Origin of the sequence: Anaerobacillus alkaliphilus, assembly GCF_004116265.1 — a bacterium.
GTDB classification, from domain to species: domain Bacteria; phylum Bacillota; class Bacilli; order Bacillales; family Anaerobacillaceae; genus Anaerobacillus; species Anaerobacillus alkaliphilus.
Genome location: NZ_QOUX01000021.1, coordinates 42,896 through 58,484, shown reverse-complemented (window position 1 = coordinate 58,484; position 15,589 = coordinate 42,896). Strand labels below are relative to the sequence as shown.

At 39.8% G+C, this 15,589-nt stretch carries 11 protein-coding genes; 8 read left to right on the top strand and 3 right to left on the bottom strand.

Annotation, left to right across the window (positions count from 1 at the left end):
- Window positions 1–267: 267 nt before the first annotated feature.
- Entirely contained in the window at window positions 268–2,352 is a 2,085-nt protein-coding gene (locus DS745_RS05315; protein ID WP_129077247.1) for a transglycosylase domain-containing protein, read from the bottom strand.
- A gap of 326 nt (window positions 2,353–2,678) precedes the next feature.
- Between DS745_RS05315 and speE the strand changes: the two genes are divergently transcribed.
- The 6 genes from speE (at window position 2,679) to DS745_RS05285 (ending at window position 8,655) form a co-directional block, all read left to right on the top strand.
- Entirely contained in the window at window positions 2,679–3,506 is an 828-nt protein-coding gene (gene speE, locus DS745_RS05310; RefSeq protein WP_129077246.1) for a spermidine synthase, read from the top strand.
- A 12-nt stretch (window positions 3,507–3,518) separates the two neighbouring features.
- Window positions 3,519–4,391, top strand: coding sequence for an agmatinase (gene speB, locus DS745_RS05305; protein WP_129077245.1), 873 nt, complete (start codon window positions 3,519–3,521; stop codon window positions 4,389–4,391).
- A 1,034-nt stretch (window positions 4,392–5,425) separates the two neighbouring features.
- Window positions 5,426–5,866 (top strand): YwiB family protein, encoded by a 441-nt coding sequence (locus DS745_RS05300; protein ID WP_129077244.1) that lies wholly within the window; start codon window positions 5,426–5,428, stop codon window positions 5,864–5,866.
- Window positions 5,866–7,536: an arginine--tRNA ligase gene (argS, locus tag DS745_RS05295; RefSeq protein WP_129077243.1), complete on the top strand. Its 1,671-nt coding sequence runs from the start codon at window positions 5,866–5,868 to the stop codon at window positions 7,534–7,536. Before DS745_RS05300 ends, argS begins: the two co-directional genes overlap by 1 nt.
- A gap of 64 nt (window positions 7,537–7,600) precedes the next feature.
- Window positions 7,601–7,804 carry a XapX domain-containing protein gene (locus DS745_RS05290; RefSeq protein WP_338324523.1) on the top strand — a complete coding sequence of 68 codons (204 nt, stop codon included), beginning with the start codon at window positions 7,601–7,603 and terminating at the stop codon, window positions 7,802–7,804.
- Window positions 7,805–7,869: 65 nt separating this feature from the next.
- Complete coding sequence (locus DS745_RS05285) at window positions 7,870–8,655, top strand: alpha/beta fold hydrolase (RefSeq protein WP_129077242.1); 786 nt, start codon at window positions 7,870–7,872, stop codon at window positions 8,653–8,655.
- A 21-nt stretch (window positions 8,656–8,676) separates the two neighbouring features.
- On the opposite strand, the gene DS745_RS05280 is transcribed toward DS745_RS05285, so the two are convergent.
- Both DS745_RS05280 and cls read right to left on the bottom strand, forming a co-directional pair.
- Entirely contained in the window at window positions 8,677–10,575 is a 1,899-nt protein-coding gene (locus tag DS745_RS05280) for a heavy metal translocating P-type ATPase (RefSeq protein ID WP_129077241.1), read from the bottom strand.
- A 139-nt stretch (window positions 10,576–10,714) separates the two neighbouring features.
- A complete protein-coding gene (gene cls, locus DS745_RS05275) occupies window positions 10,715–11,908 on the bottom strand; it encodes a cardiolipin synthase (RefSeq protein WP_129077240.1) in 1,194 nt (397 codons plus the stop codon).
- A gap of 194 nt (window positions 11,909–12,102) precedes the next feature.
- Here cls and DS745_RS05270 point away from each other — a divergent pair, with 194 nt between their 5' ends.
- Both DS745_RS05270 and DS745_RS05265 read left to right on the top strand, forming a co-directional pair.
- The gene (locus tag DS745_RS05270; protein WP_129077239.1) at window positions 12,103–14,196 is read left to right on the top strand and encodes a (Fe-S)-binding protein; all 2,094 of its coding nucleotides are present in this window, start codon (window positions 12,103–12,105) and stop codon (window positions 14,194–14,196) included.
- A 143-nt stretch (window positions 14,197–14,339) separates the two neighbouring features.
- The gene (locus DS745_RS05265; RefSeq protein ID WP_129077238.1) at window positions 14,340–15,518 is read left to right on the top strand and encodes an acetyl-CoA C-acetyltransferase; all 1,179 of its coding nucleotides are present in this window, start codon (window positions 14,340–14,342) and stop codon (window positions 15,516–15,518) included.
- The last annotated feature ends 71 nt before the right edge of the window (window positions 15,519–15,589 follow it).

Here is a 15,589-nt window from a genome sequence, read left to right as displayed (position 1 = left end):
GGCTAACCCCTACTCAAGGTTAGCCTTTTTTCATTTTATAGAGATTTCGCGGACACCAGATCCGTTATTTTAGTAAAATATCGCGTTTTAGAAAATGAGAGGACACTGGTTCCGTTAATCTTATGAATATTGGCTATTTTGCGTTGGAAATCGAGAAATAAGGGACTCCCTGTCCTCGAAAATATTTCGCGGACACCAAGATCTATTTTCGCCACGTTGTGAAGTAATTTTCTCCTGTCCGAACAAATCAACTCCGCAATCTACAACCTAATGCCCGCTAAACCACTTGATAAAGCGATCCAATAGCTTTTCTTTTTTTGCCTCTTCAATTTCAGCGATTTCCTCTTTAGCCTTTGAGATACTTTCAGGTGTATTGATGTGCTCTTGGCAGTATTCTACAGGCTCTGTTCCAGCTACAAAGTAACTGACGTGCTGCACAGGGCATGCATCGGTTGCGAGGCGTCCGTTATCTGGATTGATTGTCGCAGCGACTACATTTGCAGGTTTCGGGAACGGTAGTTTTAACTTGTCAGCTAGGGCATCTTCAAGAAACTTTGCCCAAATCCGTTTTGCATACTGCCCTTCTCCACGTTGTAAATTACCCTGATCGTGTCCTACCCAAACTCCAGTCAGTAACTGTGGTGTATAGCCGATCATCCAGCTATCTGAAGCTGTAGTTCCACTTTTTCCTGCGACAGGTCTGTTAACAAGGTGGATGATACTTCTTCCAGTAACCTCACTGTGACTACTGCTAAGGTTTAAATCAAACATCCCTTTCATCAGGTCGGTCATTACATAAGCTAAATTAGGATCTAGAATTTGCTCAACGACTGGTTCCTGTTCAATCAGGATGTTTCCGTGCCGATCGACTACTTTCGTAATAAATCGTGGTTCTACCTTTTTACCACCGTTCGCAAAAGCACTGTAGCTATTTGTAATTTCTAACACCCCAACACGTTTAGTGCCAAGTGCTAACGAAGGTATCTCGGTTAATGTACTCTCAATGCCAAGCCTTTTTGCCGTAGTCGTCAATTGATCAAACCCAAGGAAAAAGTGAGTTTTCATTGCATAAATATTATCAGATAAGGCGATTGCCTTAGCTAAGGTCATAAAATCATTAGCATATTGGTTATTAAAATTACTTGGCGCATAGGTTTCTCTACCATCATCATAGACAAAAGTTGTTTCTTCACTTGTCAATGGCGTTGCAGGTGTAAAGCCGTGCTCCAACGCTGCGTAATATAAAAATGGTTTCATCGCTGAACCCGGTGCTCTTCTTGCTTGTGTTGCTCGGTTAAATTGACTTTCTAAGTAATTTCTACCGCCCACCATTGCTTTGACATCGCCATTACGAGGATCAATCGCAACAAGGGCCGTTTGTAACTCTGTTGCTTTCAGTTCATCTTCTACCCACTTCTCCGCCTTTTCCTGTAGGTCTGGATCCAAGGTTGTATACACTTGAAGACCACCAGCCTCAATAATTTGCGGATCTAGTCCGTATTCATCTGTTAAAATTTGATAGACAACATCCTGAAAATAAGGCCCAGTAACCAATGAACTGAGGGACGTATCATGATCTAGATCTAGTGGTGCTCGGTAAAAGTCATCGGCTTCTTGTGCGGTAATATAACCTTCAGTAGCCATCGCGTTAAGTACCTGAGATTGACGACTTTTTGCTCGGTCATAATTTCGTATAGGTGAATAATATAAAGGACCTTTTGGGATTCCAACAAGCATAGATGCTTCTGCAATGTCTAGCTCACTAGCACTTTTTTGAAAATAATAATTTGCAGCAGCCTCAATCCCATAAGCACCGTGGCCATAATAGATAGTGTTTAAATACCCTTCTAATATTTCATCTTTTGAATAGTTCATTTCAAGACGTAAGGCGTAAATTGCTTCATTCCACTTTCTTTGCCAGGTTTTTGCATGGCTTAAAAATAGATTTCGCGCGTATTGTTGCGTAATTGTACTTGCACCTTGAGCCTTTGTCCCTTGCTGAATATTTTTAAGAACAGCAGAGCCAATTCTAATAAAATCAAAACCGTAATGGCGATAGAATTTACGATCTTCAATCGCAATCGTAGCTTCAATGATTGCTGGGTTAATCTCGTCTAAAGGTATCCAATGCCGGTTTTGCCCAACAATCCGCTGGCCAATGACTGAGTCGTCACTGCCATAAAAAACGGTCGTTTGCTGTACCTGTAAAGGTGGTGGACCCTGCATCTTTGCGTATGTTAATAAACCTACGACGCTACCCATTAGTAAAATTCCTAGTACTAATGTTAACCTGATAAGTTTTCTAATTAGACCGACTTTTCTCCGGTATTGTTTTCTAGTGATGACTTCCATCGTATCCACCCCACTGCTTAATTGTGATTTTTGAATTAAAGAAGTCCTTCTGTTAACTTTCGAAGCAAGACAAACCCAAATTCACAATTCATAATTGATAATTCTTCTACATCCATTGTTGGATCTAATTTCCTTTTTTATACTTGTAAAAGAGGATTAGCTAACCTAAGGAAATTTTTCCTTGATTTTTACCAAAAGTCATATATACTTTTTTCTAGTACACAAAGGAACTCGGTGCTAAATCCCGAGTTTTTTTATATTTAAAAGCTTTAAGACTCCTTATTTAGGGAAAGATACTGAAAGAAAAATAATTAGAGGTGAATGAAATGGGAATTTGGTTTACAGAAAAGCAAACGGAGCATTTTGGAATTACAGCAGAAATTAAGCAAACATTACATACAGAGCAAACAGAATTTCAAAAGTTAGATATGGTTGAGACTGCTGAGTTTGGAAATATGCTTATTTTAGACGGAATGGTCATGACAACGCAAAAAGATGAGTTTGTTTATCATGAAATGGTAGCTCATGTACCTTTATTTACTCATCCTAACCCAAAACATGTTCTTGTAGTTGGTGGTGGTGACGGCGGCGTTATTCGTGAAGTGTTAAAACATCCATCAGTTGAAAAAGCAACATTAGTTGAAATCGATGGAAAAGTAATCGAGTACTCGAAAAAATACTTACCTGAAATTGCAGGTAAGCTAGAAGATCCGCGCGTGGATGTGCAAGTTGATGACGGCTTTATGCATATTGCAAAAAGTGAAGCAGTTTACGATGTTATCATGGTTGACTCAACTGAGCCAGTTGGACCAGCAGTAAACTTATTTACAAAAGGGTTCTATGAAGGGATTTCGAAAGCTCTTAAAGAAGATGGTGTTTTCGTTGCGCAAACGGACAATCCTTGGTTCCATAGTCAATTAATCACGAATGTTCAAAAAGATGTAAAAGAAGTTTTCCCAATTACAAGATTATATACAGCAAACATTCCAACGTACCCAAGCGGTCTTTGGACGTTTACAATTGGTTCGAAAAAGTATGATCCACTTGAAGTTGAAGAAGAGCGTTTCCATGAGATTGAAACGAAATACTACACAAAAGAACTTCATAAAGCAGCATTTGCCTTACCGAAGTTCGTTCAAGACTTAATCAAGTAGGGAGCTGTACTAATGCGATTTGATGAAGCATATTCAGGAAATGTGTTTATTGGAATGAACAGTACGTATGAAGAAAGTCAGGCAGTTATATATGGAATGCCGATGGATTTTACAGTTAGTTTCAGACCAGGTTCTCGTTTCGGTCCAGCAAGAATTCGTGAAGTTTCTTTAGGATTAGAAGAATATAGCCCATATTTAGATCGACATTTGGAAGAAGTTCGTTTTTTTGATGCTGGCGACATTCCACTACCATTTGGAAATGCACAACGAAGCATTGATATGATTGAAGAGTTTGTAGACAAGCTTTTAGCAGATGGAAAGTTCCCGCTAGGGCTTGGTGGTGAACATTTAGTTTCATGGCCTATTTTTAAAGCATTGAAGAAGAAGTACGATGATTTAGTTGTGATCCACATTGATGCTCATGCTGATTTACGCGAGCATTATGAAGGAGAGCCACTGAGCCATTCCACACCAATTCGAAAAGCATGTGAACTTCTAGGCCCCGAAAATGTTTATTCGTTCGGTATCCGATCTGGTATGCGAGAAGAATTTCAATATGCTCGAGATTCTGGCATGTATATGGCCAAGTTTAAGGTGGCTGAACCGTTGAAGTTAGTCTTGCCACAGCTTGTCGGTAAAAATGTCTATGTCACGATTGATATTGATGTATTAGACCCTTCGGCAGCACCAGGAACAGGAACGGCAGAAGCCGGTGGAATTACATCTAAAGAGCTTCTTCATGCGATTCATTTAATTGCTGATACAAACATGAATATCGTTGGTGGAGACATCGTTGAAGTTGCACCTGCCTATGATCATTCAGAACAAACCCAAATTGTCGCAAGTAAGTTTGTAAGGGAAATCTTACTAGGTTGGGTGAAGTAGGACTATTGAGTTTAAAGTGGAGAGTGCAGAGTTATGAAGGCAATGCTTCGTAGCCTACTCTCGCTTTAAGCTCTTTTTTGTTAGTGCTGGGATTGTTGGCGAAGTAAGCTCGTTGGCAGTTTACATGATTCTCCTAGTAACTGCTAAAAAGCGTAAGCAAGACCGTTGCCGGTTACACGATTCTCCTAGGAACTGTAAAATAACGTAAGCGAGACCGTTGCTGGTTACACGATTCTCCTAGGAACTGTAAAATAACGTAAGTAAGACTGTTGCTGGTTACATGATTCTCCTAGGAACTGTAAAATAAAGTAAGCAAGACCGTTGCCGGTTACAGGATTCTCCTAATAACTGTAACAAATCGTAAGTAAGACTGTTGCCGGTTACAGGATTCTCCTAGCAACTGTAAAATAACGTAAGTAAGACGGTTGCCGGTCACAGGATTCTCCTAGTAACTGTAAAATAACGTAAGCGAGACGGTTGCCGATTACATGATTCTCCTAGTAACTGTAAAATAACGTAAGCGAGACGGTTGCCGGTTACCAGATTCTCCTAGTAACTGTAAAATAACGTAAGCGAGACGGTTGCCGGTTACCAGATTCTCCTAGTAACTGTAAAATAACGTAAGCGAGACGGTTGCCGGTTACCGGATTCTCCTAGCAACTGTAAAATAATGTAAGCGAGACGGTTGCCGGTTACACAATTCTCCTAGGAACTGTAAAATAACGTAAGCAAGACCGTTGCCGGTTACACGATTCTCCTAAAAACTGCAAAAAAACGTAAGTAAGACGGTTGCCGATTACACAATTCTCCTAGGAACTGTAAAATAACGTAAGCAAGACCGTGCTGGTAAACTATATTCTCCTAGAAAATTCCATAATCAAGCCTTTTGTTGGTGCCCAAAACCTCCTAAAAAGAGAATAAGTACATAAAAATCCAAGAAAATTTACTTCCCTAAAGGACAAGTCCTTGAATGGGAGCAATTACATTCGTTATAATAGCATGGTACATAAGACGAAAAATTAAGGATTGATATAGTGATAACGAAGGATGGTATCGCCGTTTCTGTTAACATGAAAACTCAGATTACCGGTGGAGAAGAAGAACAAGTGATAACACTGTCTGCAGATGGGCGGATATTTAAAAAAGATGTGGGTCTTTATCTACAGTTTAAAGAAGAAACAGAAGAAGTAGGCTCGGTGAACCAAGTTGTAAAATTAGATGACAATCAAACAATTACAATCATTCGCCAAGGTGCTGTCTCAATGAAGCAGCTCTTTCAGCAAGGGATAAAGTCAGAGGGCGTTTATCGTAGCCCATTTGGGATTATGCTGATGAATACAGAAACGAAATACATAAATATCAACATTGATGAGCAAAAGGTAGAAGGTACAATTCGAATTTCTTACCAATTACATATGCAAGATGAGTTTGCGGGCAATTATGATATAACAATTCAATTTAGGAGGAACGACTAATGAATACTGTTGAACAAGTAAAAGAAAATTTGAAGCAAGAGATTATTGCTTCAATTGAAAGAGCAGGATTAGCGACGAAAGAGCAAATTCCTGAGATCGTTTTACAACTTCCAAAAGACAAAGCACATGGTGACTATGCGACAAATGCAGCGATGCAACTGACGAAACTTGCGCAAAAGCCACCACGTCAAATTGCCGAGGAGCTAGTAAATCATTTTGATAAAGGAAGAGCTTCAATTTCAAAAATAGAAATCGCTGGACCTGGATTTATCAATTTTTACATGGACAATAGCTATCTAACAGACTTAATTCCTGCGATCCTTAATGCTGGAGAAAAATACGGTGAAACAAACTTTGGTAATGGCAAAAAGGTTCAAGTTGAGTTTGTATCTGCTAATCCAACAGGTAGCTTGCACCTTGGTCATGCTCGTGGTGCGGCAGTAGGAGATTCGTTATGTAATATCCTAGCAAAAGCGGGCTTTGACGTTGCGAGAGAATTCTATATTAACGATGCCGGAAACCAAATTAACAACCTTGCGCTATCACTAGAAGCTCGTTACTTCCAAGCATTAGGATTAGTAGCTGACATGCCTGAGGGTGGCTATCATGGTGAAGATATCATTGAGTTCGGGAAACAACTAGCCGACGAATTTGGTGATCGTTTTGTCAATGAGTCAGTGGAAGATAGACTCGCATTTTTCCGCGAGTACGGACTAAAGAAAGAACTTGAAAAACTTAAGCATGATTTAAAAGAATATCGTGTTGAATTCGATCACTGGTTCTCTGAAACCTCTTTATATGAGAATGGAAAAGTGATTGAAACGCTTGACCTTTTAAAAGAAAAAGGTGAAACGTACGAGAAAGATGGAGCTACTTGGTTCCAGTCAACGGTTTATGGTGATGATAAAGACCGCGTACTTGTGAAAAATGACGGTTCTTATACGTACTTAACACCTGATATTGCCTATCATCGCAACAAGCTTGAGCGTGGATTTGAAAAGCTAATCAATATTTGGGGTGCTGACCATCACGGCTATATTCCAAGAATGAAAGCAGCCATTCAAGCCCTAGGCTATAACAAGGACCAATTAGATGTTGAAATCATTCAGATGGTTTCACTGTTCCAAAATGGTGAAAAAGTGAAAATGAGCAAGCGTACTGGTAATGCCGTTACATTACGCGAATTAATGGAGGAAGTAGGAATTGACGCGACTCGTTATTTCTTTGCAATGCGTAGTGCCGACACTCAATTAGATTTTGACATGGACTTGGCTGTTTCAAAATCGAACGAAAATCCAGTTTTCTATGTCCAATATGCTCACGCTCGCGTATGCAGCATTTTAAGACAAGGTGAACAAATGCAAGTACCAATTAAAACAGATGCAAATTTCGCTTTAATTGAATCGGAAAAAGAGTTTGATTTACTGAAAAAATTAGGAGAGTTCCCTGAAGCCGTTTCTGATGCCGCTCAAAAGCAGTCACCACATCGTATTACGAATTATGTCTACGAGCTTGCTGCAACACTCCACTCGTTCTACAATGCTGAAAAAGTATTAGATGCAGAAGATATGGACAGAAGCATGGCACGTTTAGCGTTAATGAAAGCTGTACAACAAACAATTCAAAATGCATTAGCGTTAATCGGTGTACAAGCTCCTGAAAGAATGTAATCTTTTAAGCTGTGAGAAATTTCTCGCAGCTTAAAATTTTTTCTATAGTCGTCTGATATCTGACGTGTTAAAACCAATTTTATCAACTACATTATTTCTGAATGAAATTTTTATCGCATTAGTAGCAGGTTTGATCGTTGGCTTCATATTTACGTTTCTTCGATTGCCAATCCCGGCACCGCCTGTTCTATCAGAAATTATGGGTATCATTGGAATATTTCTAGGCTATAAAGCATTTCAACTTTTGATACCTCTGATAACAAAATAGTATAAAACTAGAAGTTTGGCAGACACTACCATATAGGAAAACTATATTTTGGTGGTGTAAGATAGATGCCTTTTGCAAATCATCCGGATACAACAAACATTTATTATGAAACCTATGGTGAAGGAACGCCAATTTTATTTGTCCATCCGCCTGCCATGGGTCACGTTACGTTTAAAGAGCAACGTCCTTTAGCGCAACATTTTCAAATGATTACGGTCGACTTACGTGGGAATGGTCGAAGTGACAATCAAGCAGAAAAAATTACGATGAAGCTGATTGTGGAAGATTTAAAGGCAGTTGTTGATGCAGTTGGTGTTGAAAAAGTTGTTCTTTGCGGCTATTCCAACGGTGGGTCAATTGCCCAAGAATTTGCTTTAACATATCCCGAACGAGCTTTGGGAGTCATCTTATGTGGTGGTTTTTCAGAGGTAACTAGCTTTTTGCTCAGAAATGAGTTTCGTCTTGGAATTTATGCTGCTCAGTTTAAGCTGATGCGCTTAATGTCGTTTGCGCTAGCAACGGCTCATACAAGATCCAAGCTTTTTCAAATGGAGTTAGAGGACTATGTGAAGAAAACAGATCCAAAAGTACTTCGAAATATGTACAATGAAGGACTGCATTATGTTTCAACGGATCGCCTTGATCAATTAACTGTACCACTCCTCCTCGTCTATGGAGAAAAAGACCATTACGTTCACCATTATCAAGATATTTTCTTAGATAAGGTAAAAACCGACGTTGATATCGTCTACATATCCGGAGTTAAACATCAGGTTCCAACGAAAAAAAGTATGGAGCTGAACAGAATTATTTATAACTTTGTGAAAAGAAAAGTAGAAAAAGCTTCGTAGCACAAGCTACGAAGCTTTTTCTTACCCTCTTAAAAGCCTTAGGCCGTTTAGGATGACCAAGATAGTACTACCTTCATGACCTATTACTCCTAACGGAAGTGACACTTGTTGAAAGAAGTTCCCGATGATAAGCAACACGATCACTGAGATTGAGAACAGAATGTTTTGTTTAATGATCTTATTCATGCGCTTTGATAGATTGATAGCTTTGGCAATCTTCGAGAGATCATTTTTTACAAGAACAATATCGGCAGTTTCAATCGCTACGTCAGTCCCGGTACCCATGGCAATCCCGACATTGGCTGTTGCTAGGGCTGGAGCATCATTAATACCGTCACCAACCATCGCAACTGACCCGTATTTTTGCTTCAAACCACTTACCTTTTCAACCTTTGTTTCAGGTAAACAGTTGGCAATATACTCATCGATATTGGTCTCTTTGGCGATTGCCTGAGCTGTTTTCTCATGATCGCCAGTAATCATAATTGAATAAATTCCAGCTTCATGGAACTGGCGTATCGCCTCAATTGCGACATCTCGAACAGTGTCCTGCAAAGCTATTATACCGTAAATACCATCTTCATCGGCTACATAAACCAATGTCTTTCCTGCTGCAGTTAAATCTTCAGCTTCTTGCTTGTAAAATTGGTCAGCTGCCTCGTCACCGATAAAGCTGCGTTTGCCTATTTTATACTGTTTACCGTCTAACGTAGCTGTTAAACCCCAGCCAGTGACATCTTCTACATTTTCAGGTTGGGCTTGTAATATAATCTCTTCTTTCCGAGCATACGCAACGATAGACTCGGCTAGCGGATGTGTGGAATGACTTTCAATAGTAGCAACAGTATATAGAAAGTCTTGTTTTTGAACACCATCTTTGACAAGGATGTCAGTTACCTCAGGCTTTCCTTTTGTTAATGTACCTGTTTTATCTAAAGCGATTGCTTTTATTGAGCTCAATGCTTCTAGATGAACGCCGCCCTTAAATAAAATTCCGTTTCTTGCACCATTTGAAATGGCGGATAATGTTGCTGGCATAATTGAAGCCACAAGAGCACAAGGAGAGGCAACAACAAGCATAACCATAGCTCGATAAAATGTTTCAGTCCAACTCCAGCCTAGCAAATAGTGGGGAGCAAACATCATCAAGGCAACTACAATCAATACTCCTTTTACATAGGTTCCTTCAAATTTCTCAATAAACAATTGAGAAGGTGACTTTTCATCTTTGGCTGTTTGAACTAACTCAATAATCTTTTGAAAAAGGGTTTCATCATTTGTTTTTGTTACCTTCACTGTAATGGCTCCGTTTAGATTAACAGTGCCAGCAAACACTTGATCATCTAACTTTTTGTGAACCGGGATAGACTCACCGGTGATAGCGGCCTCATCAATCGTTGTTTGACCTTTAAAAATCGTTCCATCCGTTGGCACACGTTCCCCAGGCTTTACTAATACTTGATCACCAATTTGTAGAGCTGTCACAGCGATAACTTTTTCATTTCCATCTCTCAAAACTGTTGCTTCTTCAGGCTGTAACTCCATTAATGCCGAGATCTCACGGTGACTTTTGTTTAACGTATAGGTTTCAAGAGCACCACTCAATGAAAATATGAAAATGAGAATTGCACCTTCAACCCAATAGCCAATAATTGCTGCCCCTATAGCAGCTAAAATCATTAGTAGTTCCACATTTAACGAACGCTCAACAACTAAATCTGTGAACCCTTCCTTCGCTTTAAAATACCCTCCAATTAGGTAAGAAGCCAAAAAGGAGGCAATTGCCAACTGCTGCATTTCCATGTTTTGAAGAACGATACCAAGAAGTAAAAATAGGCCACCGAACCCTGCAAAAATTAATTCTTGGTGTTCTGAAAGCTTCGATCGCTCTTTCGTTAACTCCAAATTATCTCCCATCATTTCTTCCTCCTCTACACCTAATTGAGAAATACAATCAAATTCATTACCCCTAAAATGACGAATGCTGCCACCCAACTAGGGTGACAGCAACAATACTATATTTTATTATATTCATCTTACCATAAAAAGGAGACAATTACTAAAGAAGTGGTGACAAAGCAGAGGCGATTTTTTCCTTGCTTTTATGAAAAAATGAGCGATTTTTCAACTGTTCCACCGTTAAGCGCTCCGAGATTGATATGTCATGATCCATTACGGCAATCACATCTTTAATAAATTCCCGATCAAAAATTAAGCAGTTAATCTCATGGTTAATATGAAAGCTACGATTATCTATATTGGCTGTACCGATGTCACAGACTTTTTTATCAATGACAATGGTTTTCGCATGGTAAAAGCCGCGGTAATATCGGTAAACTTCACAGCCGGCCTCAAGGAGTGGTTGAAAGTATGGAAAGGCAGCTTCCTTCACTAAGGGATGGTCTCCTTGCTTTGGAACAATTACCTTTACATCGACCCCACGTTTTGCAGCTTCGATTAACGCAGTTTTTATTTCTTTCCCTGGAATAAAGTAAGGCGTACCAATATAAATAGAATCCTCAGCTTTTTTAATAAAATCAATAAACGACTCTTCAAGAAATGCACCGTCAGAAGGAATGATCTTTAGCTCATGATCCCCTTGTTGTAAAACTGGGTAATAGAAATCCGTATTCAACTTCTCTCTTGTGGCAACAACCCAATCCTCGAGAAATTGTTCTTGCAAATCTTGACATCCATCACCTTGTATACGTAGGTGAATATCGCGCCAATCACCGAACTTAGGCTTTCTCCCTAAATACTCATCACCAACATTGTAGCCACCAATATAACCAAGGTGACCATCTATCACAGTAATTTTACGGTGATTTCGCCGGTTTAAGGTGAAAAATAGGTAGGGAAACTTCGGGGGATGAGAATGAGCGAACTTAACTCCTGCCTTTTTTAACTCTTGACGCTTCTTTTTGCTAAGGTCACAGCCAACGCGGTCGAGAAGAAGACGAACCTCTACCCCTTCTTTTGCCTTTTCCTTGAGTGCTTTTAGAACCTGATTGCCAATATGATCCTCTCGAAAAATATAGAAAAGCATGTGAACATGTTTTTCCGCATTATGAATATCGTCAATCATCTTTTTAAATAGATCATGTCCAGTCGTTAAAATTTCACATTGTCCTTTGCGAATTTCTTGTACGTAACGTCTCGCTTCTCTTTGTTGTTTCTTCATACCTAAACGAAAATCTACCGTCATCCAAATGACAAGTAGTAATATTATCGCAACGATCATCATAAGTACCATTATAAGCCCCCCTAAAAAGCTATATAGGTTAGTTTGCCCAAGTAATGTAGAAAGTTGTATTTATTGTTGATAAAAAAATATTTAGAAAACAATTGACTGAATGCTCATTCACAAATTAAATTTATGTGTTATAATATAAATTAAATTTAGTATTTTCAGAATTTAAACTCGAGAATCTGAAGGGAGTCAATGAAATGGATGCATTTGTGTATGTAAACTGGGCATTATTTTTAATCGTAACAGGTTATGCATTATATCTGTTTGCCACATTAGTTCGAACTCGTATTGAATTTATCAAACTTGGTAAAAAAGCTGAGTGGAATCACACAGCGAAAGAACGTCTCAACGAAGTATTAGTTAACGTGTTTGGACAAAAGAAATTAATGAAGGATAAGAAGAGTGGGATCATCCACATTATGTTCTTCTATGGGTTTCTACTCGTTCAGCTTGGTGCCATTGATTTAATTTGGAAAGGGCTAGCAACAGGATCACATTTACCGCTAGGTCCAATTTATCCATTTTTTACATTTTTCCAAGAAATCGTTGTCCTAATGATTATTGTTGCTGTAGTTTGGGCGTTCCACCGCCGCTATGTTGAAAAGTTAGTTCGTTTAAAACGCAATTTTAAATCTGGGCTTGTCCTTATTTTTATCGGTGGATTAATGATTTCAAAGCTTATTGCAAAAGGAATGGAAATCATCTGGCTTGATAAAACAATTTCATGGGCAGAACCAGTTGCAGCTACTATTGCTACAATAGGTGGAGGCTTAGGGTCAACAGTTGCTGGAGTTTTATTCTTTGTATTCTGGTGGGCTCACTTATTATTCTTACTGACATTCTTAGTGTATATCCCTCAATCAAAACATGCTCACTTAATCGCTGGTCCTGCAAACGTTTACTTGGGGAGAACACATAAGGTTGGCCAATTAGCTTCGATCAATTTCGAAGACGAAGATCAAGAGGTTTTCGGTGTAAACAAAATTGAAGATTTTAATCAAAAACAATTATTAGACCTCTATGCCTGTGTAGAGTGTGGACGCTGTACGAGTATGTGTCCGGCAGCAGGAACAGGAAAATTACTTTCTCCAATGGACTTAATCGTAAAGTTGCGTGACCATCTAACGGAAAAAGGTGCAGTCGTTACATCTCGTAAACCATGGTTACCTGCTTACGCATTCAATAATACAAAAGCAAACCAATTAGCGATGCAAGGTGCTGGTGGTGTTGAAGCTGCAGCTGGTTACGACGTTTCATTAATTGGTGATGTTATTACGGAAGAAGAAATTTGGGCCTGTACAACGTGCCGTAACTGTGAAGATCAATGTCCAGTTGCCAATGAGCATGTCGATAAAATTATTGACTTACGTCGTTACTTAGTTTTAACAGAAGGAAAGCTGGATGCCGATGCACAGCGTGCCATCACAAACATCGAGCGTCAAGGAAACCCTTGGGGCATTAACCGTAAAGAACGCGAAAACTGGAAAGACCTACGTGAGGATATTGTCGTTCCAACAGTAAAAGACATGGAAAAAGCCGGAGAAGAATATGAGTATTTATTCTTTGTAGGTTCAATGGGCTCTTACGACAACCGTAGCCAAAAGGTTGCTCAGTCATTTGTCAGAGTCATGAATGAAGCTGGAATTAAGTTTGCAATCCTTGGAAACAAAGAGAAAAACTCTGGAGATACACCGCGTCGCATTGGTAACGAGTTTTTATTCCAAGAACTAGTAAACTCAAATATTGAGTTATTCCAAAAGCACGGTGTCAAAAAGATTGTTACAATCGACCCACATGCTTATAATTCATTTAAAAATGAATACCCTGAATTCGGTTTAGAAGCAGAAGTTTATCACCACACAGAACTTTTAGCAAAATGGATCGAAGAAGGCAAGATCAAACCAAAGTATGAAGTCAACGAAACAATCACTTTCCACGACTCTTGTTACTTAGGTCGTTACAACGAAGTTTACGAAGCACCGCGTAATGTTTTACGAGCAATACCTGGAGTTACGCTTGTGGAAATGGAACGTAACCGTGAAAACGGCATGTGTTGCGGAGCTGGTGGAGGCTTAATGTGGATGGAGGAGCATGTTGGTACAAGAGTGAACGTAGCTAGAACCGAGCAAGCTCTAGAAGTTAGCCCAACCGTGATCGGTAGTGGTTGTCCATACTGTTTAACAATGTTAAGTGATGGAACAAAAGCCAAAGAAGTAGATGAAAAAGTTCAAACATTAGACGTTGTTGAGATCCTAGAGAAATCTTTAATAAAAAAAGAGCTAGTTTCATAGAAAACAATAGAAAGAAAATTAGTAATATTGTAATATGTTAAATAAAGGAATGAAATGGTGTGCCTTAAGGGGCACACCACTTATTACAAATTGTCCGAGCGAGCGTTCATTCGAAGATCTCAATTATGAAGGGAGAAGTTGAAATGACAAGAACGGTTATTGTAAGTGGTGCAAGAACACCTTTTGGTAAATTTGGAGGTAGCTTAAGTGGTTTAAAGGCTGTAGAACTCGGTGGAGTTGCCATTAAAGAAGCCTTAGTACGTGGAAATGTAAACGCTTTAGAAGTTGACGAGTGTATCCTAGGGGTGGTCCTCCAAGGTGGCCAAGGTCAAATTCCATCTCGCCAAGCTGCAAGCTTAGGCGGGTTACCATGGAGTGTTCCAACAGAAACCATTAACAAAGTTTGTGCTTCAGGAATGAGAAGTATCACTCTTGCTGACCAACTCATCCGCGCAAAAGATGCAGAAGTGATTGTGGCTGGTGGAATGGAGTCTATGAGCAATGCTCCTTACTTTATGACAAAAGCTCGTTCCGGGTTTCGCATGGGCGATGGCAAAGTGCATGACTTAATGGTTCACGATGGTCTGACTTGTTCCTTTAAGGGAGTTCACATGGGCTCATATGGAAACGGTGTTGCTTCGCAATTAGAAATTCCTAGAGAAAAGCAAGATGAGTGGGCACTGCGCAGTCATCAGAAAGCCGTTGCAGCTATTGAAGCAGGGCGCTTAGCGGAAGAAATCGTACCTGTATCTGTACCGGTAAGAAAAGGTGACCCAATTGTCGTTTCTCAAGACGAGTCTCCAAGAGGAGATACTTCACTAGAGCGGTTAGCAAAGTTAGCGCCGGTGTTTGACTCGACTGGCACAATTACAGCAGGAAATGCCCCTGGCGTAAATGATGGTGCCTGTGCGGTTGTGTTGATGTCCGAGGAGAAAGCAGCTAAAGAAGGTAAAGAAGTGCTGGCAACGATTATTGGTCATACAACCATTTCGATCGAACCAGAGAATTTTCCAAAAACACCAGGCTTGGTAATTAATAAACTCTTAGAAAAGACAGGTAAGACTGTTGATGAAATAGATTTGTTTGAAGTTAATGAAGCATTTGCCGCTGTAGCACTAGCAAGTGAGCAAATAGCTGGGTTAGACCCTGAAAAAGTCAATGTTAACGGGGGCGCGGTTGCCCTAGGACACCCAATTGGTGCAAGTGGCGCGAGAATTGTTCTTACATTAGCCTATGAGTTAAAGCGCCGCGGCGGCGGTATTGGCATTGCAGCTATTTGTAGCGGCGGCGGCCAGGGCGATGCGGTGATGATAGAAGTGTAGGTGCAGTAAGTTGTTTTGGTCTTGCTGAAACGTTCACTGTGTGTATGTAATTCTAAAAATCTTGCTCGGTT

Coding starts and splice junctions, on each gene's coding strand:
- DS745_RS05315 (WP_129077247.1), bottom strand. CDS start 2,352: ATGGAAGTCATCACTAGAAAACAATACCGGAGAAAAGTCGGTCTAATT.
- speE (WP_129077246.1), top strand. CDS start 2,679: ATGGGAATTTGGTTTACAGAAAAGCAAACGGAGCATTTTGGAATTACA.
- speB (WP_129077245.1), top strand. CDS start 3,519: ATGCGATTTGATGAAGCATATTCAGGAAATGTGTTTATTGGAATGAAC.
- argS (WP_129077243.1), top strand. CDS start 5,866: ATGAATACTGTTGAACAAGTAAAAGAAAATTTGAAGCAAGAGATTATT.
- DS745_RS05285 (WP_129077242.1), top strand. CDS start 7,870: ATGCCTTTTGCAAATCATCCGGATACAACAAACATTTATTATGAAACC.
- DS745_RS05280 (WP_129077241.1), bottom strand. CDS start 10,575: ATGATGGGAGATAATTTGGAGTTAACGAAAGAGCGATCGAAGCTTTCA.
- cls (WP_129077240.1), bottom strand. CDS start 11,908: ATGGTACTTATGATGATCGTTGCGATAATATTACTACTTGTCATTTGG.
- DS745_RS05270 (WP_129077239.1), top strand. CDS start 12,103: ATGGATGCATTTGTGTATGTAAACTGGGCATTATTTTTAATCGTAACA.
- DS745_RS05265 (WP_129077238.1), top strand. CDS start 14,340: ATGACAAGAACGGTTATTGTAAGTGGTGCAAGAACACCTTTTGGTAAA.